This is a genomic window from Nocardia sp. NPDC058058 (assembly GCF_042885355.1).
Lineage (GTDB): Bacteria > Actinomycetota > Actinomycetes > Mycobacteriales > Mycobacteriaceae > Nocardia.
Genome location: NZ_JBHVSA010000032.1, coordinates 1 through 758, shown reverse-complemented (window position 1 = coordinate 758; position 758 = coordinate 1). Strand labels below are relative to the sequence as shown.

1 protein-coding gene is annotated in these 758 nt (G+C 72.3%); it reads left to right on the top strand.

Annotation, left to right across the window (positions count from 1 at the left end; genetic code table 11):
* A partial coding sequence (locus ACFVUS_RS43945) for an AMP-binding protein (protein WP_387781514.1) occupies positions 1-758 on the top strand: 758 nt, incomplete at both ends.

The window sequence follows — 758 nt, the reverse complement described above, 5'->3', positions numbered from 1 at the left end:
TTCCGGAGAACTTCAACGTCGCTGCCCACTTCCTCGACGGGGCCGACGGCGACCGTACGGCGCTGATCGGCGGTGACGGACGGCGCACGAGTTACGCGCGGCTGCGGGGCCTGGCCAACCGGGTGGGACACGCGCTGCGCGCCCTCGGGGTGCGGCCGCAGGATCGGGTGCTGATCGCCATGAGTGACGGCGTCGAGTTCGTGGCGGCCTGGTACGGCGCGCAGAAGATCGGCGCGGTCACCGCCGAGGTCTACAGCTTCCTGCACGCGAAGGAGTACCGCTACTACGAGCGGTACGTGGCCCCGCGGGTGGTCGTGGCCGACGCGGGCACGCTGGAGCGGCTGCGGGCCGCGGGAGTCCGGAACCTGCTGGTCGCCGGGGTGCCGGCGGATGCGCTGCGCGCCGGTGAGCACCATTTCGACTCGCTGGTCGCCGGACAGCCGGACGAGCTGGACCCGGCGCCGACCCACCGGGACGCGCCCGCGATCTGGAAGTTCACCACGGGGAGCACGGGGGCGCCGAAGGCGTGCGTGCTGCCGGCCCGCAGTCCGCGCCTGAGTTTCGACTGGTACGCCCGGGGGGTGCTGGACCTGCGGCCCGATGACGTGGTGCTGCCGGTCCCCAAGCTCTTCTTCGGCTACTCCCGCGATCTGGCGGCGCTGTTCCCCTTCGGGGTGGGGGCGGCCGGGATCATCTTCCCGGAACGCAGCACGGTGGAGCGCGTGTTCGATCTGATCGCCGCGCACCGCCCGACCGTT